Raw genomic sequence first — 23,978 nt, 5'->3', positions numbered from 1 at the left:
TCTTTATCCTGTTTTATTTTACTCTTCCGCTATTCCATTCGGAATTATACCTCATAATTTCAAAATGACATGACCTCTTTAAAAAGCAAGGATGATGTGCTGACGCTGTTCGTTCACCTTGGGTATCTCGCTTATGATAAAAAGACACGGGAAGTATTTATTCCAAACAAAGAAACACTGGAAATTTGCAAAAGAAATAGTCTATATACAAAAACAGTCGTCCAAGCTATATCATAGCCGACGACTGTTTTTCTATATAATTACGTTTTCTCACCCGCAAAAATCCGCCAGATCCTCTTTCAGATAATTCAGCGTTTTCTCCAGATCTTTTTCCCGAATGTTCTGCATGATATCGGTATGATGCGCAATATCCAGCGCCGGATTCACGTTGGACCAGGTCTGCCAGTAGAACTGGGCATAGGCGCGTTTTAAAACGTTCATGGTTCGCTCGAGTTCCTGATATGCATAAGCATTTCCGGAAAAGGAGATTAATTTCAGATGAAATGCCGTATTTGCCTCCCAGTGATCCCAGACGCTGTCGGTGCTCTGCTTGCATCTCTCATCAATCTCGGCAAGCTCCGCCAGATTTTCTTCGGTGATATGTCCGATCGACTGACGAAGATATCCGCCCTCGAGAACAAGGCGGAAATCCAGAATATTCTGTGCCTCTTCGCGGGACACGCTGACAACCTGGTAGCCGAAGCGCGGGAAGCTGTGGAGAATTCCCTCGTTGCAGAGCGTCACCAGTGCTTCACGGATTGGCGTCTTGCTGCAGCCGAATTTCTGTACCAGCTCCTGCTCGTTGATAATTTGATTGGGTTTATATTCATCGGTAAAAATGCCGTTCAAAATGGCCTGATATACCATATTTTTAAGGCTTTCCTGTTGTTTTTTCATAAGGGGAAACTCCTTATCTTTTATTTTCTTCACTTTTGCGCATCCTGATTTTTTTCTTCTCCAAATGCGCCCTGTTTTTTATCTTAACAAATTTTTTTTTGCTTGTAAATGCCGTGCTCCCAGATTTTTACCGGTAAAAAAGAGGAAAATGATGTTTTCACCATTTTCCCTCTTCTGTTCCCTCATTGGACGTTATCGCTTATTCTGTCTGCCGTCAGATCACATACTCATTCGACTTCTGCATCTGCCATTCCACCAGATCTGCCAGCGTAATATTGTCCACCACACTGTTGATGGCATCGTTCAGTTTTTTCCAGAGCATCACCGTAACGCACTGATCTTCCCTGCCGCAGTCGGCGCCGTCTTCTACACAGTCCACCGGCGCAAGGCTGCCCTCGGTCAGACGCAGGATCATGCCCACGGTATATTCTTCCGGCTTTCGTTTCAGGGAATAACCGCCCGCCGGGCCGCGCACACTTTTTACGAAACCAGCTTTATTCAAAATCGAGATGATCTGTTCCAGATATTTTTCCGAAATCTCCTGCCGCTTTGCCACATCTTTCAAACGCACCGGTTCGCCGGTATTGTTGAGTGCCAGATCCAGCATCAGACGAAGCGCATACCGTCCTCTTGTCGAAACTTTCATTTTATTTCCTCCGAATATATGTCATGATAAAAATACCTTCTTTTATTTTATTCCATATTCTCTACATATTCAATAGGAAATATAACACAAACCCAAAGCATGTCCGAAAAATGCAATGACTTTTTATCCGCTTTCCATGCTTACTTATCATCTCAAATCCTGCGCAATCTCTTCTCCCATCTTCTCTACCGCATCCACAATCTCCCGGATCTGCTCTCCGGTAATTTCATTGATATGCACGCCACCGGTGCAGACGGTCACGGTACGGCAGGCACAACAGATTTTTTCCGCCAGCATCCGGCACAGTACCTCATCTTTATGTCCGGTGCGGTTCCACACCGAGGAAGTCGCACTCCAGCTCCCGTCTCCGGTCAGCGATTCTCGTGGTACGGCCTGCACCACACAGCCGATATGCGGCTTTTCTCCTCCGGCGAGACAGATCTGAAAGTCCTCACCGAGCTTCATTACCGTCACTTCCATCGTGCATCCTGCGGCTGTTGCCTTTTTTGTCAGCATTCTTTCCATCTCCGGTACTCCTTTACTTCCACGCCGAACGGCGAAAGCAGTTTGGCCGCAAGATGTGTCACCATATCGTCGATGGACTCCGGTTTCTGATAAAAGGTCATCATCGGCGGAACAATCCATACATTTGACAATCTCGACAGTTCGTACAGATTCCGCAGATGAATTTCACTCATCGGTGTCTCCCGTGCTGCCAGTACAAGCGGGCGTTTCTCCTTGATCGTCACATCCGCCGCACGCAGCAGCAGATTGTCGGTGTATCCGCTTACAATTCCTGCCGCTGTTTTCATGCTGCACGGCACAATCACCATGCCTTCTGTCCGGTACGACCCGCTCGCCGGGCCTGCGCCGATGTTGTCCGGATCGAGCACCTCGTCCGCCAGCGCTTCCACCTGCGAAACGCTCCAGTCCGTCTCCTGCTCCAGCGTCAGCTTCGCGCTGCGGCTCATCACCAGAAGGGAACGGTATTCTTCGTTATCCTGCAGAATTTCGAGACATTTGATCAGCAGCGGCATTCCGCTCGCCCCCGATGCGCCGACTACAATTTGTTTTTCCACAGCCATCCGTCACACGCCTCCCTTTATCCACAGATTCCGTCAATCCATGCGAATAACTCGTCGAGATCGTAGTCGCCCGCATGCGGTGTATTCCATGGGGAATGATAATCCACCTCACAGCCTGCCTCACGAAGTTTTAATACCAGCATCGCCGAGATCACCAGCGAGGTATCGCGGTCGCACTCGCCGTGGCGGATGCGGAAATGGTGTGCCTTTTGCGCCATTTCATCCATGACATATTCCATTGGATTCAGCATTTTCACGATCTTTTTTTCTGCGCGCTCACCCTGCACTTTGGTGTTGGCCGCACTGTATTCCGTGAAATGACGGCAGTTCGTCATCTCATTTCCAAACAGATCATTCTCCGGGCTTTCCAGATCCAGCGCATCGAAGGCCGGTGCGGTTTTCATGCGGGTGATGTCTTTGACATACGCCGCAAAATCCATGCTCTGCACTTTGCCGTTTTCGATGGTCAGCCACGTTTTATCCGCTAAATCCACGCCGCCGTCAAGCGCTCTCTGTGCGGATTCCATCACAATGTGTTTGACATACTCTTTCAAAGAACCTTCGCCGTCCGCATCGAGCGTCAGCGGAGCTCCGTTTTCGTCTTTTAATCCAAGGCTGCTCACATACGCCGGAAACAGGGCTTTTTCCTCAACGGACACGCGGATCTGTTCTTCCGTCATCTCGCCGTCCACCGGTGTGAAAACCGGGCGGCCGCCCTCGTCCATTTTCATGTTTGCGCGGTGGAAATCATTCACACTGCAGAACTCCCACTCATACGCCATGTCCGCGTGCTCCAGATTGATGATCGGGCAGTAACAGGAGGCCGCAAACACATCATCCCCAGCATCCGCTGCGCCGAGCGCCTGCAGATACGGCTCGTAGTCAGGGTGGTTTCCCGTGCTTCCCATCAGGGATGACAGTGCGCCGCCGGCACTCGTTCCGTTGGTGATGATTTTATTTTCATCGCCAGGCAGCTCATCCGCCAAAAAGTGAAGATACCGCACAGCCGCTTTATAATCCACTACGCACGCAGGTGCTTTCCCATTATAATGACCGTCCTCACCCTTCTGCACTCTGCCGCGGATCGCTGGAGATGCTACGACATAGCCGTGCTGTAAGGCGCGGAAAATCGTATTCGGTTTTCCCTGTAAAAACGGATTCGCTCCCGGCTCGTCCGCCGGACCCGGCATATAGCCGCCAACAGTATTCGGCATGAAAACCGGCGCGCTCAGTAAATCGTAACCGTTGATGGACGTTCCCTCATAATAACTCTCCGGCACAAAGAGATTCATTTTCTGAAACTCCACATTGACCGGTTTTTCCACATAAACCAGGTCACGGAACGCCCGAAACCGGACCGTCTCCCCGCACAGTGTTACTTCTTCTATGGTATAATGATTTTTCTTAAATTTCAGCATATCACAATGCTCTCCCTTTCCCAAAAACGTATTCTTTATTCCTCATCCAGCCAATGCTTCGGATCGACTTCCATAAATCTCGCCCGCACAAACCGTTCTTTTTGATCGTACGGCACCGTACAGTCGAAAATCGTCTTGCATGCAATCCCATGATCGCGGATCGACGGTGAACACGTCGGATCGTTCGACGGATCGAGCGGATGGCACCGCACGCCTGGAATTGTGATGATGTCCGCGTCACCCTGGAATCTCGTATTCATTGCCCAAATCACATCGTTCATATCAAAGCAGTCCACATCCTCGTCCACCAGAAAAACGTGTTTCAGCTCACTGAACGCCGAAAATGCCAGCAATGCTGCCTGACGCTGTCTTCCCTCGTCGCTGGGACTCAGTTTTTTGAACTGGAGAACCGCCATATACTTTCCGCCGCCTGCGGAACCGCAGTACACATTCTGGAGCCGTCCCGGCATCGCTTTTTCTACCATGCCGTAGATGCTCGCCTCGGTCGGAATACCAGCCATCGAAACGTGCTCTTCGCTTGGTCCGATGCAGGTCTGCATAATCGGACTGCGGCGGTGTGTCACGGCTTTTACTTTAATCAGACGGCACTGATCACTTGCCGGGCCGGTGTAGCCCGGGAACTCCGGCATCGCATAGCCAGTATGGCTGTTCTGGTCCTCCTGCACACGCACACCCGGGATGACCTCGCCCTCGATGACGTACTCTGCATTTGCAATCGCCATCTCCTTCACGGAAACGCAGCGGCACAGTTCTACCGGCTCTTTCCGCAGTGCACCCGCAACGGAAAGCTCATCGTAACCGAGCGGTGTTGTCGGCGGCTCGAAACAGGAACCGATCTCAATCGCAGGATCAACACCGATACTGATGGAAATCGGAAGTGTCTGTCCCAGTTCCTCCGCGCGGTCTGCCATTGCGCCGATGTGGCGTGCGCCCGGGGTGAAGAAAATCGAAAGCTCGTCTTTTCCCTGAATGCAGAGACGGTGAATCGTCACATCATGCAGTCCGGTGTCCGGATGGGAGGCGTAGCACATGCCGAGCGTGATGTACGGGCCGGCATCATCCGGCGTATTCGTCGGCGCCGGGACGAGACGGTTCAGATCAAAATCGGGATCGGTCGCCAGATGTACCACTTCCTGGCATGGCGGCGCGCCCTGAAATTCAACCGGTACAATCGGCTCTTCTACGCTGTGATACAGCATTTTTCCAAGACTCTCCGGCTCGCAGTCCAGCAGGGCAGCCACGCGTTTCCGGCTTGCCAGAACACCAATCGCAACGCTGGCGTCCGGGTGCCCTTTTACGTTGCGAAAAATCATCGCCGGGCCTTCTTTCGTCGGACGCTTTACGGTCCCGCCCGCACCGACGTAACGGTAAACACCGGCAAGCTCCGCCATCGGATCAACCTCAACGTCTGTCTCGGCAAGCTGTCCCGGCATATTTCTCAATCGTTCCAGCGCACTACGCAGATCTCTTACTTTTTCAGCCATAGTTCTTCTCCTTTTATTCTATCGACGGCGCCCCGAAGGATGCCTTTTCATCCTCATTTTCTACCCTTATTGTAAAAAGAAACCTTTGTGGAATCAATTCGATTTGTGGTACAATTGTTTCCAGAATGGAATGAATCAAACAAAAAGGAGGCTCCCCTTATGACTCTGGAACAGATCGACTTTTTTCTGATGGCCGTTTGATGCGACACCTTTTTAGAGGCCGCGGAAAATCTTCATATCGCACAGTCCACGCTCTCGAAACAGATCCAGAAGCTCGAGACTGAATTGAATCTTCCCCTCTTCGACCGCACCCGCCGCCAGGCCGTACTGACTCCGGCAGGCGAACTATTTCTGCAGGAAGCCGCGGAGCTCTCCCTCCAGTATCACCAGATGCTGCAAAAAATGCATCACTTCCAGGAAACCACGCGCCAGCCGCTCCGCGTTGGCTCTCTTCCGTTTCTGACGCAGTATCATCTCACTTCCCGCATCCGTGCCTTCACGCACGCGCATCTGGAAATTGGGCTGACTCTGGAAGAATGCGAAGAGACTGAGCTGATGGACGGCCTGCAATCAGGCCATTTTGACCTTGTGATCGCGCGGGATTCCATGATTTCACTGCAGAAATACCACTTCGAACCCATCACAGAAGACCGCCTCTGCGTGATGCTGCCCATCGATCATCCACTTGCCGAAAAGCCTGCTCTTACCATCGCTGATCTTGCCGCCGAACCGCTGATTCTCATGCACCCCTATACCTCGATTTATCAGCTCTGCATGCAGCTATTTGAAAAGGCAGGTGTAAAACCGCAGATCCTGCGCACGGCCCGCCTGGAATCCACGATCAGCTCTGTGGAAATCGGCGAGGCTTTCAGTCTCTTTGCCGAGAGCAACTTTGAACTTTTCCGCCATCCAAATGTCACCGCCGTTCCTCTTCTCGACGCACCACCGCTTGTAATCGGTGCAGCGTATCCGCTCCGAACGGAAACAATGAAAAAACCAGCATTAAAATCTTTTTCCTCTTTCATTCAAGATCCCACATAACCAAAACTCGCTTCACTCGTTATCGCGGCATTCGTCAAGGTCTCATGCAAGCACGGACTTTTCCTCATTGCACGCGAAAAATACGCCCCTGACACTTTGAACTGTGCCAGAGGCGTACGTTTTATTTACTATAACCTGTTTTCCAATTACTGAACTGCCTTAAATGCCTCATCCAGATCCTCGATAATATCATCGACATTTTCGGTACCGATGGAAAGACGGATGGTGTTTGGTTTGATTCCCTGATCCAGCAGTTCTTCCTCGGTGCACTGGCTGTGAGTGGTGGTTGCCGGATGGATTACCAGAGATTTTACATCGGCAACGTTAGCCAGCAGGGAGAACAGTTCCAGATTGTCGATGAAATCTTTTGCTTTCTGTGCATCGCCTTTGATTTCGAAGGTGAAGATGGAACCGCCGCCGTTCGGGAAGTATTTTGCGTACAGTGCCTGCTGCTTGGGATCGTCGGATACAGACGGATGATGTACTTTCTCAACCTGCGGCTGGCTCTCCAGATATTTTACAACTTTCAGTGCGTTCTCAACGTGACGCTCTACGCGGAGAGACAGAGTCTCAAGTCCCTGCAGAAGCAGGAATGAGTTGAACGGAGAAAGCGTAGCTCCGGTATCACGAAGAAGGATGGCACGTACTTTTGTAACGAATGCAGCCGGTCCAACTGCTTTTGTGAAGCTGATGCCGTGATAGCTCGGGTTTGGCTCGGTCAGGGATGCGAATTTTCCGGATCCCTCCCAGTCGAATTTACCGCTGTCTACAATCACACCGCCAAGAGTAGTTCCATGGCCGCCGATGAATTTGGTTGCGGAATGAACAACGATGTCTGCGCCGTACTCGATCGGACGAACGAGGTATGGAGTTGCGAAGGTATTATCGACAACCAGCGGAATTTTGTTCTCATGTGCAATTTTTGCAAGTGCTTCGATATCGACAACATCAGAGTTCGGGTTTCCGAGGGTCTCGATGTAGATGGCTTTTGTGTTCTCCTGAACGGCTGCGCGAACCTCATCCAGATCGAATACATCAACAAATGTGGTGCTGATGCCGTACTGTGGAAGGGTGTGTGCCAGCAGGTTGTAGGAACCGCCGTAGATGTTCTTTGCGGATACGATGTGGTCGCCCTTCTGAGCCAGGTTGATGATGGTGTAGTTGATGGCTGCTGCTCCGGAAGCTACTGCAAGTGCCGCAACGCCGCCCTCCAGTGCTGCCATTCTCTGCTCGAAGACGTCCTCTGTCGGATTAGTCAGACGACCGTAGATGTTTCCTGCATCCTGAAGTCCGAATCTTGCTGCCGCGTGATCGGAGTTATTGAATACGAAAGAAGAGGTCTGATAGATCGGAACTGCTCTTGCTCCGGTTGCCGGATCCGGATTTTCCTGTCCTACGTGAAGCTGTAAGGTTTCAAATTTAAGATTTCTTTCTGCTCTTGTTTTTTTGCTCATGATTGTATTCTCCTGTTCTGTTTTTCGTTTTTCTATTTCTTTTCATGTTCGATTTTCTATTATCTATCGGAACCGGTTGTCATCCTGTTCTGTCTATGCTGCAATGCGGCTCCGTTTTCTTTCGGTTTTATCTGCTTACGCTGCAACACATGACATCATAGATCACGATTCGATTCTCTGCGAAAACTGCTCTCATTCTCTTCGCTTCCTCTCGTTTTTGTGATATTTCCTATCTGTTTACAAGGATTATTATAGCGACAGTCTTCTGCTTTGTCCAATATAGAAAATTGATGGCTGGTTATAGGGTTTCCCTATAGCTATTCTTTATCGCCAATATTTTTTCTTCTGAAATTTCTATATCCAATCATGCTACATAAAACAAGATAACAAATGCAATTCATCTCCCACAAGATGGGACTCGCAGCTTGCGAAAAGCCTTTTTCAAACACACTCCAGAGAGTCAAAGCGGATATTCGCAATCCGCTTCGCTACTTGCTCATAACCGAATAGCTGCTTCGCAGCTTATCAGGAGTGGCTTGTACCACTCCTGATACAAGCAAGTCCCCACCCACTGCTTATTGCTTTTCGCAATGGAAGCAGGGGACTTACTTGATTCGGTTAAAGTCTTCTTGTTTCTCCTTTTTTACAGCACAAGCTCCTTATATTTCCGAATTTCTTCCAAATACTGCTGTCCCAGTGCGCTGATCGACATACCCTTCCTGGAAATATAACCGATCATCATGTTTTCCTCCGCGTGAAGCGGCACAGCGCGGTAGTCACTGCCGTTTAATTCCTCACAGATAATGCCGGAGCAAAGCGTATAACCATTCAGTCCGACCATCAGATTCAGCATGGTCGCACGGTCATTTGCTTTAATGATTCTCTTATATTCATACGTCGAAAGCACTTCCTCTGCCAGGAAGAACGAATTGTTGCTTCCCTGATCAAATGACAGGCATGGATATTCCTTCAGCTCCTCCATTGTGATCTCCGCCTGATCCGCAAGCGGATGATCTTTCCATAGATAGACGTACGTTCCGCAGGAAAACAGGTCGTGAAACTCGAGGTTATTATCCTTCAGCAGCTTGTTCAGCACCTTCGCATTAAAGTCATTCCGATATAAGATCCCAAGCTCGCTCTTGAAGTTCTTTACATCCATCAGCACATCATACGTTCTCGTCTCATAAACCGCAAACTCGTACTCATCCATACCAAACTGCTTCACCAGCTCCACAAACGCCTTTACGGCAAAACTGTAATGCTGCATCGACACGCTGAATTTTTTCTTTCCCTTGGTGCGATAAATATAGCGGTTTTCGAGAAGCTGATACTGGTCTGTGACCTGACGTGCGTAACCCAGAAACTCCTCGCCCTCCGGGGTCAGTACTGTTCCGTGGCTGCTGCGCTTGAACAGCTCAATTCCGATCTCTTTTTCCAGCTCCTTGATTGCTCCAGAGAGACTCGGCTGTGAAATATAGAGTGCCTTTGCCGCCTCATTCATGGATCTGGAGTCTGCGGCCTGAATTACGTAGCGAAGCTGTTGTAGTGTCATAAGTAAAGTTCCCTTTCTGGTATAAATTAATATGCGAAACTGCCATTCGCGGTGGAGAGAAAGTGCCGCGGATGGCAGTGTTCACTGATATCTATTATTTTAAAATCTGAGGCTGTTCCCTTTTATTTGGCAAACAGAGCTGTGGAATAGTATCTGTCTCCGTTATCCGGCAGGAGCACAACGATGGTTTTTCCTTTATTTTCCTCACGTTTTGCCAGCTGGATCGCCGCATACAGAGCTGCTCCGGAGGAAATTCCCGCAAGAATAGCTTCCTCGGCTGCCAGATCTCTGCCGGTCTTGAAAGCGTCTTCATTTTCTACCTTGATAATCTCATCGTAAATGCCGGTATTCAGCGTCTCCGGCACAAAGCCTGCACCGATTCCCTGAATCTTATGTGGTCCGGAAACACCCTCCGACAGCACCGGTGAGGATGCCGGTTCTACCGCTACCACTTTTACTTCCGGTTTTTTCTCTTTTAAGTACTCACCCGTTCCGGTAATGGTTCCACCGGTACCAACGCCCGCAACAAAGATATCAACTGCTCCATCGGTGTCTTCCCAGATCTCCGGTCCGGTTGTCTTTTTGTGTGTCTCCGGGTTTGCCGGGTTCACAAACTGTCCTGCGATAAAGCTGTTCGGAATCTCTTTTGCAAGCTCATCGGCTTTCTCGATAGCGCCCTTCATTCCTTTTGTTCCATCCGTCAGAACAACCTCTGCGCCGTATGCCTTTACGATATTCCGGCGCTCTACACTCATCGTTTCCGGCATAGTAAGGATCATGCGATAGCCTTTTACCGTTGCTGCCGCTGCCAGTCCGATTCCGGTATTTCCGGAGGTCGGCTCAATGATAACGGAGCCTTCCTTTAAGAGACCTTTTGCTTCCGCATCCTCGATCATCGCTTTTGCAATACGGTCTTTGACACTTCCTGCCGGATTAAAGGATTCTACTTTTGCGATCAGTTTCGCCTGCAGTCCTTCTTTTTCTTCGATCCGTTTCAGCTCTACCAGCGGAGTTTTTCCTACAAGATCTAAAATGCTGTCATATACCTTTGCCATCGTTCATTTCCTCCTTATTCTGCACTTTTTTATTTCCTTATTTCCTATTGATTTTGTATGTTTTAAGTTGTTTCCATCTTATTCCAATCGTTTTGAAATGTCAACACATTTCACTGGTATGATCAGAAAAAATGGTCAGATCAACCGTGCAAGCAAAACACCGACTGTCATTCCAACAAGAGAAGAAAACAAGGCGCCAGCCAGAGTATACCGCGTTTTTTTGATCCGAACCGCACCAAAGTAAACCGTCATCGTATAAAAAACGGTCTCGGTACACGACATGATAATGGAAGCTGCCCGTCCGGCAAAGGAGTCGCAGCCCGCCTCCTTGTAAAGATCCAGCAAAAGGCTCACCGCCGCGCTGTTGGAAAACAGACGCACAACACTGAGCGGAACCAGCGCAGATGGGATTCCCGTCGGTTCCAGCACAGTTCCGAGCAGGTTTCCAAAATCCTCCAGAAATCCCGATGACCGCAAAACCCCGACCGCCGCCATCAGCCCGATCAGCGTCGGCACAATCCCGATCACAGTCCGCATGCCATCCTTTGCCCCGTTCAAAAAATCTCCAAACACATCCTGCTTCATCAAAAGCCCCAATCCGACCACATAAAAGATCAGCAGGGGAACCATAAGATCTGAAAGTACCGTAAGAATACGCAAAAAATCCCCTCCCCGGAAAACATTGCTGAAGATACACTCCATACAATTTATTCCGTGGGTGGGGATTTATGTTTTTATTTCGTAACGATTCAGCGCCATGCGAAATGGGGCTCTCAATCGTTACTTTATTTCACTTTAATCTGAAACAGCCGCGCCATATACGTCTCCGGAAAATGGACCTTCAGTTTTTTGCTGTAATCATCGTAATGGAATACATCTCCGCACGCTTTCGGATAAATACAGCTTACTTCCAGCTCTTTTCCCGGAAAGGCACGGTCAAGCGGAACTTCAAAATCCGTCTCTCCGCCGCGTCTCCATACACCAAGGTAAATCACATCTCCGGGTACCCGGATTCCGGCTGCAAGATGCTTGTCCTCATTATCCGCCCATCCCATTGACCAGAACGGAACACCATCCTTGATTCCGCTGCGGATCTCTTTGTAGCAGTCGATTCCCTCTTTTACCAGTGCAAACCGCTCCGGCGAAATTTCTGCCAGATGACCGCTCTGGTGAATACGAAGCAGAAGCGCGTTGACCATGTTGAAAATAACTTCCTCTTCGGTACCGTCCCGCAATGGGTACGACCAGATCGCAGCCTGCTCCGGCGTTACACCAATCGCCGCATTCGCCGAAATCGTCGCGTAGTTACGGTAATCCTCCTGATCACTGGTGGACTGAATACTGTTTCTTGCCAGCATCGCATAATCCATCCGAAGACCGCCGCTTGAGCAGTTCTCGATCACGAGATCCGGGTATTTTCTGTAAATACCATCCAGCCATGCCAGATATGCTCTCTCATGCTCTAAGAGACCATCTCCAAAACTGTCTGCATCCACTTCCGTACCGATACCAGGTTCGATATTGTAATCCATCTTAATATAGCCGACACCATAATCTCTGACCACGCGGTCGATCACTTCCGTTACATGCTCAACGACCAGCGGATGACGGAAGTCAAGCTGATAACGGCTTCTGTCATACACACGTTTTCCATGGCGCAGGAAGAAACACTCATCCGGCAGAATAGAAGCCTTTTTACAGTTAATACCCATAACCTCAAGCTCCAGCCATACGCCGGGAATCATACCCTTGGAACGGATATAATCTGTCACTTCACGAACGCCGTTCGGGAAACGTTTTCTGCTCTCCTGCCACTCGCCGACACTGTCCCACCAGTTGCCGTCCGCATACCAGCCGGCATCGATGACAAAGTATTCACATCCTGCTTTTTCGGCAGCATCCACCAGCGGAAATTCTTTTTCTGTCGTCGGATCTCCAAACAGACAGTTCATGTAATCGTTGAAAATAACCGGCAGGTTCTCATTGTCCTTATTCGGACGGCGAATTCTTCTGCGGTACTTCGTTAAGGTACCGATTGCCTCCTCAAAATCATCATGACCGACACCGACAGCCACCGGCACGGTTGTAAAGCTGTCTCCCGGCTTCAGGTTTTTCGACCAGTGCGACTGGATTTCCGTCGGGCCGCTCACAGCCAGGTAAAAGTGGCAGTTCTGATCTCCAATTTCATAATGCCAGGAACCGCTGTGATCGATCTCGAAAAACAGGCTCGCATCTGCTGCGCTGTTCCCAATATATCCCATCGGAATATATTCCTTCGCCGACCAGTTACCCGTATTTGTAATCTCAATCGTCTTCGATGTTCTCTGATAGTTGTGCGACTGCGTCTGCGCCATGCCAAGATCTGCAAAGCGGTATTTTTTCACCGTCAGCTCCTTCTGCCAGCCATTGTGAACCACTATCATCGACATCTTATCATCTGAGCTGATAAACTCCGGAATGCCCTCTTTCTGCTCTTTTTCGATGCCCCAGTAGCTGAAGCTTGAGATATATTCCAGTGTCTGGTTCTCACTGCCCTCATTCGTCACGGTATTGTACATTCTTGCAACCGGAAGGCCGTCATAAAACTGCATAACCGACTCTACCCTTGCTCCCGTCACATCATCCTTCTGTACAATGCGAAGCAGATCGCCATCTTCGTTTCTTTCTTCCGAAATCGAGTCAAATTTCAGCATAAAGCCAGGCGCTGTCACAATGTACTTATTTCCGTGCTTTTCATACGGCCGGTTATAACCGGAAAAATTCACCTGTACCAGCTGGAAGCTCTCTTCGATCTGAGCCTCCCGCATTCCCTCCATCGGCCACCAGTTATCCGGCTTCCGGCAGAGATTCTCTGCATCAAACGGCGCACTCGAAAAATGAAACAGCTTTAACGCCTTCTCTTTTGTCACCCCAAACACAATGTGAATTCCATTCACATCATAACAGATCAGCTCCGCCTGAATCGGAGTTTCCATTCGGTCTGTCCATTTTTTCATGTAAAAACCCTCCTGTAAAAAATCATTTTTTACTTATACCAAAAGCATATAACTTGTCTGCCCTAAAGTCCACCTTATTCTTGCTTTTTCCCCGTTTTTTGCAACGACCGCACGCCCTCCTGCCGAAGCGTCCGCTTATCTCACAACCCCAAACGTAGCAATCTCAAATTCCCTCAGCGACACATGATAAATACCGTCCGCATCCGGGGTCAGCACATTGTCCTTCTCTTCGATGACATTGCTGCGATAAACCTCTTTCATCCAATCTTCTTTCTTAAAAGAAAGGATCTCTCCCTGCTCCATATGATTCACGAACCGCACAAACAGATCGTCCTTCTTCTGACCTTTCTTAAATGCAGTCATATGAATACCATTGCCTTCAAATGTAAGAAAACTCATCTCTAACGGAAGTTTACCTTCAATCAGCTCCGGCTTTACCTGACCCGGTTTCCGAAGGAACGCTCTCTCCAGCCCGGCCTGTGCCACCGTCAGATCCTGCTGGAACGCATAGCCTTCCTCAAATGCAGTGCCGGTCTCCCCGGCCGCATATGGCACAACCTCAAACTCCAGACAGAATGTTCCAAGCTGCTGTGCCTTCGGTGTCGGGAAATATCCCCAATCGCCCATCTCCGCAACACAGCGAAGCAGCGTCACCGCAATTGCATTCTCCTGCTCTTCCAGAATCTCATACTCATACAAACCGCGGTTGGCAACCAGAAGGCCGCCCTTTTCGTCCTCCATCGCCGCAAAACACTGCTGTCTCTCACATCCGCATGGATTTGTCCAGGTATCGTTATGACGGTTATTTCTCCGAACCACCTCAAACGCAGAATCCGCCATATGCATCGATGTATGCAGTCCCGTCGGAAAAATCACACGAACCCGGTGATCCTTCGCCTGATTGCAGATGGTGGTAGCCACACGCAGCCCTTTCGCCGATTTTTCCAGCGTAAGCACCGTCTTCACATCCATTTCAACCAGCTCAAAAGAGCGGTTTGCCACCCGCGTATATGGATCAATACACATCTCGCGCTGCCGCTGCAGCTCTTCACCCATTCCGGACGGAACCATCATTTTGTGGCGGATTTCAACCACTGTACGGAACGCATTTCGCTCCACGCAGGAAACCTCCGCCTTTCTGCCCTTCGTGGAAATCACCTGTTTTCCGGTATCCTGAATATAAATATACTCATTGCCCATATCCCCGGTGTCTTCATAGCAACCCAGGTTCTCATACGTTCTGCCCGTCTTCTTGTCCAGAAGGCTGTAAGAACCATCCTCGTTCACAACAACCTTCATTGCATCATTTTCAAGCACATTCGCGTCACCGGAAACTACGTCCACGTTTTGCAGCTGTTCTGCGGTTTCCAAATAATACGTACGGTATCCAAGAGCCGGAACCTCTGCCTCAAACGTCACCCGTACCTTCTTCGCCATATATGGCTGACGGAACCGGTCATCCGGCAGATCGTATCCGAACGCAATCCCCGCATCCGCAATCTTCGCCGGAACTTCATTTCCGTCCGCATCGCGCAGCACCATTGCCGGAAGCTCCACCTGTTCTGCCGCCTCATAGCCATCCCACACAAACAGATTGTAATCCCGGAACAGGTGAATTTCTTTCTCCACCACCTGTGTTTTCGCTGTTCCCGATGTATTCCATACCACAAACGGGATTTTCTCGCCGTCCCCCGGAAGTGCCGCCGTGTTTACCTTATTCGTCAGATACTCCACGCTCTCCTCGTAAATTGCATCCGCAACCTGTCTGCTCTTTGCAAAACGAGTCTTCATTTCTTCGTTGACCTCGTCCACACTGCAGCCGCAGATGCTGTCATGCGGATGATTCTGCATCAGCTTCTTCCAGCTGTAGGTCATCTGGTCCTCCGGATATGTTTTTCCAAACACCTGTGCCATTGCAGCCGCAGGCTCTGCTTTTCGCTCCAGCGCCGTCTCTCCCGCGCGGTTGTCCTGTTTTAATCCGATCCAGGAAGACGCTGTATTTGCCAGCGTCCATCTTCCATCGGTTTCCTGGCTTGTCAGCTCACCCTTAACCGTAGAGAAGTTCTCAGAGATTTCCTTCTCCATTGCTTCTACATATTTTTTGAAATCAGAATGAATAAACTCGATGTCCGGGTACAGCTTTCTTGCCACGCGGATTGCTTCCGTAATGTTCTTCTGCAGCGGCTGATGATCGCATCCGTTCATCAGCAGAAGCTGATGCGTTGCAGCAAATTTTCTCGCATCTGCCAGCTTTTTATCCCAGTAAACCTTCGCTTCCGCCTCGTCTACCGGAATTTCAACGCCGTTGTTATACCAGTTTGCAAACAGGATGCCCGGCAGCTTCGTTCCATCCGGGGATTCCCACATCATCTCAGAATATGTAGACTCATACTGTCCGCCGGTAACTTCGTTGTTCGGTCCGATTGGTTTGACGCCCCGCCCGAAGACAACTGCCTCCATGCCTGCCTGCTTCAATACCTGCGGCATCTGACCTGCGTTTCCAAACGCATCCGGGAAATAGCCAACGTTTCCGACTGCACCGTACTGTTCTGCTTCCTGCATGCCGACCTGAAGATTGCGGACACATGCCTCTCCGCTCGTCAGGAACTCATCCTGCAGAATATACCACGGACCGGTCTGGATTTTGCCCTCGCGGATACATTTTTCCACCTGCGCACGCTTCTCCGGACGGATTTCCAGATAATCATCGATTGCGATGACCTGTCCGTCGAGGAAAAAGCCTCCAAACTCCGGGTCGTTTTCCGCCTTATCCAAAATATTGTCCACCAGCTCAATCAGTTTCATGCGGTGTGTTTCAAAAGACTGATACCACTCTCTGTCCCAGTGGGAATGGGAAATAATATGTACGGTTGTTTTCATCATGATCTGTTTCCTTTCGTTTCTTTGCAGTCTGGTATCAAATGGTTCAAAATACCTTTCTACCTATTTGATATATCATATTATAAAAATCAGACGATATTCTGTCAAGTATTTTACACTTCTTTTCTATATGATATATCAAGTTGCCATTTTCTCATGTCACACCTGATCTGGCAATAAATCGTGTTTGAAAAGGCCTGTTACAATTCACGCAGCACCGGAGCACTTGCTGTTCCGGTGTACAGGAAAATAATTCCGGCGCGAGCAGCTCTTATTTGACTTGCTTTTTTGCATTCGTTATAATAACAAAAGAAACACGCAGACAAAGTCAACGTTTTTATATCTTTTTATCCCAGAGGAATTTTATGGATTCACAGACCAGAAAAACAAAACCAAAATATGAAATCATCAAAGAAGCCCTGCTTGCACGCATTCACGCCGGAGACTTTTCGTTTGACGAATCCTTCTGCACCGAAAAAATGCTGTCGGAGCAACACCACGTCAGCCGGATTACCGCAAAGCGTGCTATCGAGGATCTGGAACAGCAGGGGATTCTGTACCGGAAGCGAGGTGTCGGAAGCTTTGTTTCTCGAAGCCTTTCACCGGTCAGCAAAACAACCGATGCGCCGAAAATGATTTCTCTTCTTCTTCCGTTCGCCACCACACAGGGAAATATTTCAGAGGCAATCGGAAGCTTAAGCGCTGTACTGGCTGAATGTGGCTATTTTCTAAGCATTCACGTCACCGGCTCTTCCTCACTGAAGGAACGCACAACACTGGAACTGCTCCGGTCTCAAAATATTGCCGCGCTTGTCTATTATCCGAAGCGCGACAACATTCACCTGGAAAAGCTGAACGATTTCATGTTCTCCGGCTGTCCGATCGTCATCGTTGACAAGCAGACGGACTGTCCGTATCTGAACAATGTTGTCTGCGACAACTATGACGGCGGACGACAGGCAGCGCGCCATCTGCTCGGGCAGGGACACCGAAACATCGCGTTTTTCACCGCGGCGCCACTCTCTGAGACTTCATCGGTACGCGACCGCTTTGCCGGATTTCTGCATGAAATGAAAGCCGCCGGGATCGCGCCGGACCCGCATCAGCTTGTCACCTGCTGCGAGGAGCTTTCCGATGATGCCACACTTTCCACAAAACGCACACCGTTTCAGCAGAAGCTTCTTGCCATGCACAGCGACGGCATCACCGCCATCATTGCCGAAAATGACCGCATCGCCGAGCTGATTTTCCTCGCCTGCCGCACAATCGGTCTTCGCATCCCGGAGGATCTCTGCCTCTGCGGCTTCGACGATACAAATGTCAGCCGAAGCCTCGGCATAACCTCCATCCATCAGGATTTTGCCGGAATCGGACGCGAAGTCGGACGGATTCTGCTTTCCGCCCTCAAAAATCCCGCCGCCGAGACGGAAAAAATCATTCTTCCGGTAACGATCGTTCCGCGCGCATCGTCGAAAAAAAATCTGTCTTCCATTTCCGAGCATGATTGAAGAATCTTTTTTTATCATGCTCGAAAACCGCAATCGCCTCATGGGCTTCCGACCCGTGAGGCGATTGTCTATTTTGTTTTGTATTCCCATTTGACACAAACTCTGTTTCCGAAGCAAGGTCAGATGCTCAGTCAAAGCGGATACTCGCAATCCGCTTCGCTACTTGCTTGATTCCGTTAAATTTTGTTTTCATATTCTCGCAAAAAAGAAACACTAAAATGGATTCAGAAAATTACCCTTCCACCCCTGCCAGAAATTCACGGATCTGTTCCGGTGACAGAAGTGCATAAATGCTTTTGTGAAATGTTGCCGCCACTTCGAGTTCGCCGTAGTAACCGGTGCGCACATCGCAGTTTCCGTTGAATGCTTTGTTCAGCGCAGCATTCAGTAAAGCTCCCTCCGGACTGTCCATGAAATCTTTCAGCATGCGGCAGCAGGTGTGCGTGTTTTCATAATAGCGGCGGTATGCCGGGTGGAACTCGCGCATCCAGCCGCTGACAGAGACGCAGAAAGCGGCGATCGGATGGATGAGCGGCTGGTAGAGGAGACTCCATTTTTCCTGCTGTACCGGGTCAGAGGCAAACGCAAGGAGAGAAGTTTTCAATTCTTCCACAAACGTCGGATAATCCGCCCCCGTGAGAGCAATGATTTTCTGGTTCCGCAGATACTGGTTAATATTCGTCGCATCAATCCGCTCCGGGGAAATAGACTGCAGATAACGGGACATCATTTTCAGATCTGTCCGCGCATGTTCCATGGTCTGCTGCATGATTTTCTGCCACAGAAACTGCTGATACTCCGTGACCGGCGTGTCCAGATAAGCCATCCAGAGATACTGCGCCAGCAGCCTGGCATCTCTCGATTCCATCTGAAACTGCGGCGGCTCATCGGGGCTGAAATTCGTGTCTTCCAGCATTCCCGCAAGCTGGTCGAGCGACTGGCAGACCGGGAGCTGGCCGCTTAAGCGGTCCATCTCGCTGATCGTTTTCTGTATCGTAAGCATCTGCGTCTGCAGCTCATTCATCTGCTTATGAAGATAAAACGGCGTTGTTCGCGGCTTACGCAGAATTGCACGGATATCCGCAAGAGAAAGCCCCGCCTCCCGCAGCTTTCGGATAATAAAAAGCTTCTGTACATCCTCCCCTGTAAAATCATGATACCCATTGCCCTCATTCACCGGGGGGATAATTAATTTCTGATCGATGTAATAATGGATCGTCCGTCTGGACAGTCCCGTTTTTCCCATTACTTCCTGTATTCTCATGAATTCACACCTTGTACATCATTTTCCCTTTTTGTCAGTTTCCCTCATCTTTTCCGGAGCATCGAACGTCTTCCAAAGCGAACCCTATCATCTGCCGCGCCGTCTTGTTTGCTCCCGGCACATTCAGAAAATATTTTCCAAACAAGAAAGTCGCAGCCCGCAAAACACCTTTTTCTGATACGTTCTGCTCAAAGTGTACACTTACTGGACACTTTTTTAGCTTTATTATAACTATTTATGGCAAAGAAATCCACACCGCAATTTCATCTACCCGCAAAAATCGTCGTTACAGTTTGCTGATCTCCGGCGCACTGTAACAACTCGTCTGATTTTAAGAAAAATTCACTGTTTTTTCCGGCAAAAAATATGTATTGACTGTTCACCAACGGAATCCATTATGATAGAAATAAGAAAATAGATTGTGAGGTGGTTTTTATGTTACAGAATAAAATAGCAGTTGTTACCGGTGGAACCAGGGGAATCGGCTATGCCATTGTTCAAAAATTCTTACAGAACGGCGCGAAAGTTGTACTTTTTGGCTCCCGCGAGGAGACCGTTGTAAAAGCGGTTGCTTCCCTGAAAGAAGAAAACCCGGACTGGGACGTTTCCGGCGCATGGCCAAAGCTGACCGATGCGGCCGCCATGGCAGATGAGATTGCTAAAATCAAGGAAAAATACGGAAGAATTGATATTCTCGTAAACAATGCCGGCGTTTCCGACAGCACACCGCTCGACAAATACACCGCAGAACATTTCGCCAACGTAATGGATCTGAATGTGAACGCCATGATGAACGGAATCCTGCCGGCCGCTGCTATCATGAAAGAGCAGGGCGGCGGATGTATTCTGAACACCAGCTCTATGGTCAGCATCTGTGGCCAGCCAGGCGGCGTTGCCTATCCGTCCAGCAAATATGCTGTCAATGGTCTCACCTGGTCACTTGCAAGAGAACTCGGACCGTTTCACATCCGCGTGAACGCCGTTGCCCCCGGTATCACCAGAACTGATATGGTTGCAGCACTTCCGAAGGAAATGATCGATCCTCTGATCAGCCACATCCCGCTTCGAAGAATCGGCGAGGCAGAAGATATCGCAAATGCATTTCTCTTCCTGGCAAGCGACATGGCTTCCTATATAACGGGTGAAATTCTTTCCGTGGACGGAGCGATGAGAACCTGATTTGCATGCTTTCATAGTAAGAAAAAATCCTGTCCGGTTTTGTATTGGACAGGATTTTTTTCAGAAGAACAGCATCACCATTCCCAGCACGCACAGCAGGATTCCGGTTACGCGATTCAGCATTTTTACGTTTGCGCTGTTCGCCCATTTTGCTCCAAGCTGCGCGAACACCAGTGTGCTGATCACACAGGCAATCATAATCGGAAGGTTCGGTTTTCCGCCGATATAGAAATGTGAAACAGCTCCGGTCAGCGCAGTAAAGGTCATGATAAAGACGCTCGTTCCAACCGCCGTTTTTAACTCATAGCCAAGCACACTTGTAAGCACCAGAAGCAGCATCATACCGCCGCCGGCACCGACAAAACCGCAGATAAAGCCAATTAACACACCGCAAAGAATGGACTGCCGGATTTTCTGTTCCTCGGATTTGTTTGCCTGTACTTCCTTCGTTGTCATGATCGGGCGAATCATAAATTTGAGGCCGACAAGCAGTGTCATACCTTTTGAAAATCCGCCCATTGTTCCGTTTGGCACAAGGGAGGAAACGAAGCTTCCGACCAGTGTAAAAATCAATACGGAGATCAACATAATCACGCCATGGCGAATGTCGATATTTTTGTTTTTCTTGTATGTCCACGCACTGACCCCCGACGCGAGGACATCCGATGCAAGTGCTATCCCGATCGCCTGGTACGCCGGCATATGCAGAAATGTGATCAGCATAGGCGAAACGACCGCCGCCGCAGAAAGTCCCGCAAGACCCGTTCCAAGGCCGGCACCGAGGCCGGCCACAATACATACGATTAATTCTGTAATAGTCATGAAATTCCTTCTTTCTCCATTCTTTCTCCATTCTATTTCCCGATTACATTTTTCCGGATCAGCTCACAGAGCCGCAAAAATTCTTTTTTATCTTCCTCTGAAATTCCGCAAAACAGAGATTCTCCAAATTCCTTCTGACATTTCTGTCCGTAACAAACGCACTCTGCCGCAGCCGGTTCCAGCTTCAAATGCACTTTCTTCCGGTCTGCCATATCGCCCTCTTTTCGCAGGTAGCCTTTTTCACACAACCCGTTTACGGCCAGCGAAACGTGTGATTTCTGCATTTTCCGCACACGTACAATATCTGTTGCAAGATCAAACTGACTGTTATTTGCAAGAAACAGCAAAATATCTACTTCTGCGGCAGACAAATGATAACGCATCATCACCTTTTTGCGGTACTGTGCATATTCCCGTTCTACTTCCACGGCAAACTGCCACTGCTCATCAAACATGCTTCCACCTTCCTCTTGTTCTAATTTGAACTTCTTGTATTTTAGTTCTAATTTGAACATTTGTCAACCCACAAAAATGGATATCCAGCGATAGAGTTTCCCCTGTAAAGTAAAATATGCTCCCTTCCTGGGAGACAAGTTTTTATTTGTCTACCCGGAAGGGAGCATATCAGCAAAAAATATTTGCTCATGTGACAGACCCGTCTTGCGTTTGAAAACAATATACCTTGCGGTACTCTACATTTTTCGCACAAATCAGTCATTGCTCAATGAAGGATTGTAGCAACACGTCCTGAACCTACAGTACGTCCACCTTCACGGTATCAGAATGGCGTGTTGCAGAGGCTAAATGGTTATTTTCCGTGCATTTTGTGTGGAAAAATACGGATTTTCCGCTGTGTCCGTGTGGTTTTTGGAGATTTTGTTATCATGGTGTTATCACAATATCTCTGTATTTATCTACATATCTGTATTTATACTATCTGAAAATGGTTTCAATTGTTGAGCATACATTGAACTAAACGATGTCAACGTTGCTCTCAATTGTTTAGCTGCATTTTGTGTGGCTTCCTTACTTTTTAAACCACTTACAATTGCCGGTTCAAGCGTAGAATGCCATGGCATCAAAACATCTAATATTGCTTTCCATTCTTCAACTAACTTATCAAAATTTTTATTATCTTTAAACACTAACCTCCAAGAATCTAAAATCTTTTTTCCAAGTAAGCTTTCCATACAAGTGCTTACTGCTGATATCAATAACATTTTAGAGCCACGCTTACTCAAAAAATTAAGTTCATCATCTTCTATATCCGTTCTTTGTTCTTTCTTATTTTTTAAGTTAATTTTAAATTCATCAATAGCTCTCCCCAATGAATATACGAAAATAATATGTTCTGCAGTTAATTGATCCGAAAAAATATTTGTGTATTCTTTATCCTCGTCCCATATCAATTTCTTTGAGTTATAAGCAGTTACACAATCTCCATGAAAAGCCAATAAAGTTTGTGCAACCAAATATGGATCAAAGACTTCTTTGTTTCTAACCCTTGTACTATCTCTTCTACCACCGCTATAATACAGTTGTGGATATTTTTCAAACTCTTTTCTAAGTCTTACTTGTTGTTTATCATTACTTCTTAAATCAGATGGCAAAATTTCATTTTGTTTATTGTTATTATTGATAATTTCTTCTATGATCTTAGGATCACTACATACAATAAAACGTATCGGCACAAGAAAATCTTCTTTTAAGCTTTCAACAGCTCCAATAGCTCCCGTTGATTGTGCTCCATTAATAATAGTTATTCCATGTACCTTTGTTATATTGTCATCATCTATTTCATAATCATTCACTAATGCTGTTAATCCATTGTTATATGCCCAAAAATTTTCTGGTTGCTCTTGCACTGTGTCCATAATGCCTAAATTAATTTTATTTTTTCTTTTTCCCGCCCCTAAATAGTTTCTTGGATTTCCAGAAAAAAGATCATCTTTATACATTAAGTAAAGTTTTCGTATCCAGCTACCTTTTACAGCTGTTACACAAGATTTCCACTTTCCTCCCTTGACTTCAAAGGCTTTTCCATTTCCTTCTACATCAATCTCTTCTTCAATTGTAATTCGTTTACTAGAGCTATTATACCAACGTTCAATCGTATCATTTCCAACTTCTAATGAAACTATTTTAACAGAATTATCTCCAGCCAAATTATTTACCAATTTTTGTGCTGCAATCTGAACAGTATTCAATTCCTCCTGAACTTCTGGATTATTTTTTTCATTCATATTATGAACATACCAAAAATAAACTGTGTTAATATCGCCATCTTTAATAGCTTCTTGTAACTCATTAACTGAATCTTTTATTCTATCTGGTATATCATTTATATCTCTCGTAAAAATCCATGATGCTGCCGTATTTAAATCACTTGCTTTATTTACCTTCGCCAAGTCTGTTTCCGTCGGATTTTTCTTCATATAAGCTTGCGCCACAACTGCAAATCCCGAATCTCTATCTATATAAATCAAATCACACTTTTTATCATCACTTCCATCTGTCAACGCTTCCGAAGCAACTGATATTATATCTTCAATGTCATATCTCAATTGTAACGCATACAATAACAATGAATTATCTCCATATAAATCGACCAAATCAGTTCGTCCTTTATAATTACTTATATAACTATAAATGAGCAAATCCAAAATATTGCACAAA

General features: G+C 47.8%; 20 protein-coding genes and 1 pseudogene. 5 read left to right on the top strand and 16 right to left on the bottom strand.

Translation table 11 applies throughout. The features are described from left to right. Positions 1 to 270: 270 nt before the first annotated feature. The 6 genes from DWW13_RS14630 to DWW13_RS14605 form a co-directional block, all read right to left on the bottom strand. A complete protein-coding gene (locus DWW13_RS14630; RefSeq protein WP_118720434.1) occupies positions 271 to 897 on the bottom strand; it encodes a GntR family transcriptional regulator in 627 nt (208 codons plus the stop codon). Between the two features lie 214 nt (positions 898 to 1,111). After that, positions 1,112 to 1,543, bottom strand: coding sequence for an RrF2 family transcriptional regulator (locus DWW13_RS14625; RefSeq protein ID WP_055226207.1), 432 nt, complete (start codon positions 1,541 to 1,543; stop codon positions 1,112 to 1,114). Positions 1,544 to 1,690: 147 nt separating this feature from the next. Further along, complete coding sequence (locus tag DWW13_RS14620) at positions 1,691 to 2,059, bottom strand: prenylated flavin chaperone LpdD (protein WP_226906401.1); 369 nt, start codon at positions 2,057 to 2,059, stop codon at positions 1,691 to 1,693. Then, positions 2,053 to 2,628, bottom strand: coding sequence for a UbiX family flavin prenyltransferase (locus DWW13_RS14615; protein WP_118720430.1), 576 nt, complete (start codon positions 2,626 to 2,628; stop codon positions 2,053 to 2,055). Before DWW13_RS14615 ends, DWW13_RS14620 begins: the two co-directional genes overlap by 7 nt. A 17-nt stretch (positions 2,629 to 2,645) precedes the next feature. Then, positions 2,646 to 4,046, bottom strand: a complete 1,401-nt coding sequence (locus DWW13_RS14610; protein ID WP_055267175.1) for a subtype B tannase — start codon at positions 4,044 to 4,046, stop codon at positions 2,646 to 2,648. Positions 4,047 to 4,081: 35 nt separating this feature from the next. Further along, positions 4,082 to 5,551 (bottom strand): UbiD family decarboxylase, encoded by a 1,470-nt coding sequence (locus DWW13_RS14605; protein WP_118720428.1) that lies wholly within the window; start codon positions 5,549 to 5,551, stop codon positions 4,082 to 4,084. A 219-nt stretch (positions 5,552 to 5,770) separates the two neighbouring features. Here DWW13_RS14605 and DWW13_RS19775 point away from each other — a divergent pair. Continuing rightward, a pseudogene (locus DWW13_RS19775) lies at positions 5,771 to 5,884 on the top strand (LysR family transcriptional regulator); the annotation flags it as partial. A 57-nt stretch (positions 5,885 to 5,941) separates the two neighbouring features. Continuing rightward, a complete protein-coding gene (locus DWW13_RS14600; RefSeq protein ID WP_306666000.1) occupies positions 5,942 to 6,592 on the top strand; it encodes a LysR family transcriptional regulator substrate-binding protein in 651 nt (216 codons plus the stop codon). Between the two features lie 146 nt (positions 6,593 to 6,738). On the opposite strand, the gene DWW13_RS14595 is transcribed toward DWW13_RS14600, so the two are convergent. Next, positions 6,739 to 8,046 (bottom strand): O-acetylhomoserine aminocarboxypropyltransferase/cysteine synthase family protein, encoded by a 1,308-nt coding sequence (locus tag DWW13_RS14595; RefSeq protein WP_055221806.1) that lies wholly within the window; start codon positions 8,044 to 8,046, stop codon positions 6,739 to 6,741. A gap of 358 nt (positions 8,047 to 8,404) precedes the next feature. On the opposite strand from DWW13_RS14595, the gene DWW13_RS20205 reads away from it, so the two are divergent. Continuing rightward, positions 8,405 to 8,548: a DUF6783 domain-containing protein gene (locus DWW13_RS20205; protein ID WP_416388132.1), complete on the top strand. Its 144-nt coding sequence runs from the start codon at positions 8,405 to 8,407 to the stop codon at positions 8,546 to 8,548. A gap of 141 nt (positions 8,549 to 8,689) precedes the next feature. Here the strand turns inward: DWW13_RS20205 and DWW13_RS14590 are convergent, their stop codons facing one another. The 5 genes from DWW13_RS14590 to DWW13_RS14570 form a co-directional block, all read right to left on the bottom strand. Continuing rightward, positions 8,690 to 9,598, bottom strand: coding sequence for a LysR family transcriptional regulator (locus DWW13_RS14590; RefSeq protein WP_117762099.1), 909 nt, complete (start codon positions 9,596 to 9,598; stop codon positions 8,690 to 8,692). 122 nt (positions 9,599 to 9,720) lie between these two features. Next, positions 9,721 to 10,653, bottom strand: a complete 933-nt coding sequence (gene cysK / locus DWW13_RS14585; protein ID WP_055267184.1) for a cysteine synthase A — start codon at positions 10,651 to 10,653, stop codon at positions 9,721 to 9,723. Positions 10,654 to 10,788: 135 nt separating this feature from the next. Then, positions 10,789 to 11,313: a spore maturation protein gene (locus tag DWW13_RS14580; protein WP_055267185.1), complete on the bottom strand. Its 525-nt coding sequence runs from the start codon at positions 11,311 to 11,313 to the stop codon at positions 10,789 to 10,791. A gap of 125 nt (positions 11,314 to 11,438) precedes the next feature. After that, positions 11,439 to 13,649: a glycoside hydrolase family 36 protein gene (locus DWW13_RS14575; RefSeq protein ID WP_226906402.1), complete on the bottom strand. Its 2,211-nt coding sequence runs from the start codon at positions 13,647 to 13,649 to the stop codon at positions 11,439 to 11,441. 135 nt (positions 13,650 to 13,784) lie between these two features. Further along, on the bottom strand, positions 13,785 to 16,532 hold the full coding sequence (locus tag DWW13_RS14570) for an alpha-mannosidase (protein WP_226906403.1): 2,748 nt from the start codon (positions 16,530 to 16,532) through the stop codon (positions 13,785 to 13,787). Between the two features lie 362 nt (positions 16,533 to 16,894). Between DWW13_RS14570 and DWW13_RS14565 the strand changes: the two genes are divergently transcribed. Continuing rightward, positions 16,895 to 18,037, top strand: a complete 1,143-nt coding sequence (locus DWW13_RS14565; protein WP_117762100.1) for a LacI family DNA-binding transcriptional regulator — start codon at positions 16,895 to 16,897, stop codon at positions 18,035 to 18,037. Between the two features lie 232 nt (positions 18,038 to 18,269). Here DWW13_RS14565 and DWW13_RS14560 read toward each other — a convergent pair whose 3' ends face one another. Next, on the bottom strand, positions 18,270 to 19,301 hold the full coding sequence (locus DWW13_RS14560; protein ID WP_117762101.1) for a MerR family transcriptional regulator: 1,032 nt from the start codon (positions 19,299 to 19,301) through the stop codon (positions 18,270 to 18,272). Between the two features lie 435 nt (positions 19,302 to 19,736). Between DWW13_RS14560 and DWW13_RS14555 the strand changes: the two genes are divergently transcribed. Then, complete coding sequence (locus DWW13_RS14555) at positions 19,737 to 20,480, top strand: SDR family NAD(P)-dependent oxidoreductase (RefSeq protein ID WP_117762102.1); 744 nt, start codon at positions 19,737 to 19,739, stop codon at positions 20,478 to 20,480. A gap of 60 nt (positions 20,481 to 20,540) precedes the next feature. Here the strand turns inward: DWW13_RS14555 and DWW13_RS14550 are convergent, their stop codons facing one another. From DWW13_RS14550 to DWW13_RS14540, 3 genes are all read right to left on the bottom strand, one after another. Further along, positions 20,541 to 21,302 carry a sulfite exporter TauE/SafE family protein gene (locus DWW13_RS14550; protein WP_117762103.1) on the bottom strand — a complete coding sequence of 254 codons (762 nt, stop codon included), beginning with the start codon at positions 21,300 to 21,302 and terminating at the stop codon, positions 20,541 to 20,543. 32 nt (positions 21,303 to 21,334) lie between these two features. Further along, complete coding sequence (locus DWW13_RS14545; protein WP_158568589.1) at positions 21,335 to 21,757, bottom strand: MarR family winged helix-turn-helix transcriptional regulator; 423 nt, start codon at positions 21,755 to 21,757, stop codon at positions 21,335 to 21,337. Between the two features lie 459 nt (positions 21,758 to 22,216). Continuing rightward, positions 22,217 to 23,978, bottom strand: a 1,762-nt coding sequence (locus DWW13_RS14540) for an AIPR family protein (RefSeq protein WP_118720424.1), incomplete at its 5' end; no start/stop codon positions are given.

It is taken from the genome of Blautia sp. AF14-40 (assembly GCF_003479665.1).
GTDB lineage: Bacteria > Bacillota > Clostridia > Lachnospirales > Lachnospiraceae > Fusicatenibacter > Fusicatenibacter saccharivorans.
Note: the sequence above shows the minus strand (reverse complement) of the source record. Positions and strands in the feature narration are given on the sequence as shown.

Bases quoted from the DNA above. Each gene is read 5' to 3' on its own strand.
- DWW13_RS14600 (WP_306666000.1), top strand. From the start codon at position 5,942: ATGCTGCAAAAAATGCATCACTTCCAGGAAACCACGCGCCAGCCGCTC.
- DWW13_RS14595 (WP_055221806.1), bottom strand. From the start codon at position 8,046: ATGAGCAAAAAAACAAGAGCAGAAAGAAATCTTAAATTTGAAACCTTA.
- DWW13_RS14630 (WP_118720434.1), bottom strand. From the start codon at position 897: ATGAAAAAACAACAGGAAAGCCTTAAAAATATGGTATATCAGGCCATT.
- DWW13_RS14615 (WP_118720430.1), bottom strand. From the start codon at position 2,628: ATGGCTGTGGAAAAACAAATTGTAGTCGGCGCATCGGGGGCGAGCGGA.
- DWW13_RS14625 (WP_055226207.1), bottom strand. From the start codon at position 1,543: ATGAAAGTTTCGACAAGAGGACGGTATGCGCTTCGTCTGATGCTGGAT.
- cysK (WP_055267184.1), bottom strand. From the start codon at position 10,653: ATGGCAAAGGTATATGACAGCATTTTAGATCTTGTAGGAAAAACTCCG.
- DWW13_RS14545 (WP_158568589.1), bottom strand. From the start codon at position 21,757: ATGTTTGATGAGCAGTGGCAGTTTGCCGTGGAAGTAGAACGGGAATAT.
- DWW13_RS14555 (WP_117762102.1), top strand. From the start codon at position 19,737: ATGTTACAGAATAAAATAGCAGTTGTTACCGGTGGAACCAGGGGAATC.
- DWW13_RS14565 (WP_117762100.1), top strand. From the start codon at position 16,895: ATGGATTCACAGACCAGAAAAACAAAACCAAAATATGAAATCATCAAA.
- DWW13_RS14620 (WP_226906401.1), bottom strand. From the start codon at position 2,059: ATGCTGACAAAAAAGGCAACAGCCGCAGGATGCACGATGGAAGTGACG.
- DWW13_RS14590 (WP_117762099.1), bottom strand. From the start codon at position 9,598: ATGACACTACAACAGCTTCGCTACGTAATTCAGGCCGCAGACTCCAGA.
- DWW13_RS14550 (WP_117762103.1), bottom strand. From the start codon at position 21,302: ATGACTATTACAGAATTAATCGTATGTATTGTGGCCGGCCTCGGTGCC.
- DWW13_RS14570 (WP_226906403.1), bottom strand. From the start codon at position 16,532: ATGATGAAAACAACCGTACATATTATTTCCCATTCCCACTGGGACAGA.
- DWW13_RS14610 (WP_055267175.1), bottom strand. From the start codon at position 4,046: ATGCTGAAATTTAAGAAAAATCATTATACCATAGAAGAAGTAACACTG.
- DWW13_RS14605 (WP_118720428.1), bottom strand. From the start codon at position 5,551: ATGGCTGAAAAAGTAAGAGATCTGCGTAGTGCGCTGGAACGATTGAGA.
- DWW13_RS14575 (WP_226906402.1), bottom strand. From the start codon at position 13,649: ATGAAAAAATGGACAGACCGAATGGAAACTCCGATTCAGGCGGAGCTG.
- DWW13_RS14560 (WP_117762101.1), bottom strand. From the start codon at position 19,301: ATGAGAATACAGGAAGTAATGGGAAAAACGGGACTGTCCAGACGGACG.